Source organism: Lysinibacillus sp. GbtcB16 (genome assembly GCF_019091145.1).
Taxonomy (GTDB): Bacteria; Bacillota; Bacilli; order Bacillales_A; family Planococcaceae; genus Lysinibacillus; species Lysinibacillus fusiformis.
On record NZ_JAGXJV010000134.1, the window covers coordinates 1 to 456 of the forward strand.

1 protein-coding gene is annotated in these 456 nt (G+C 37.7%); it reads left to right on the forward strand.

Going from position 1 to position 456, the window contains the following annotated elements:
* The coding region (locus KVT27_RS23715; protein ID WP_217582081.1) for a phage portal protein at positions 1-426 on the forward strand (426 nt) is incomplete at its 5' end.
* Positions 427-456 lie beyond the last annotated feature (30 nt).

The window sequence follows — 456 nt, forward strand, 5'->3', positions numbered from 1 at the left end:
GATGGGCAAGGAGTTAAAACTGCTACTGAGGTTGTCAGTGAGAATTCTAAGACGTTTAGAACGAAGCAGTCCCATGAAACAATTATTGAAGATGGTATACAAGAATTAGTTGATAGCATTATTGATATTGCTGTTCTATATGGTGAATTTAACGGTCCCACAGGAGAATACGAGGTTACAGTTACTTTTGACGATAGTATCGCAGAAGATGCTGCTGCTGAAATAAATAAACAAGTCATATTGATTTCTAACGGATTAAACAGCAAGAAACGCGCAATTATGAAGATTCATGGTGTAACTGCAGAAGAAGCTGAAGCGCTATTGAAGGAGGTACTTGCAGAAAATAAAACCATTACCCCTGAAAATATAGATTTCTTTGGTATGAACAACCCAAAACAGAATAATAACTCAGGAGATGAAGGATAATGGCACTGCCTCCTGAGAAGTTACAGCAAC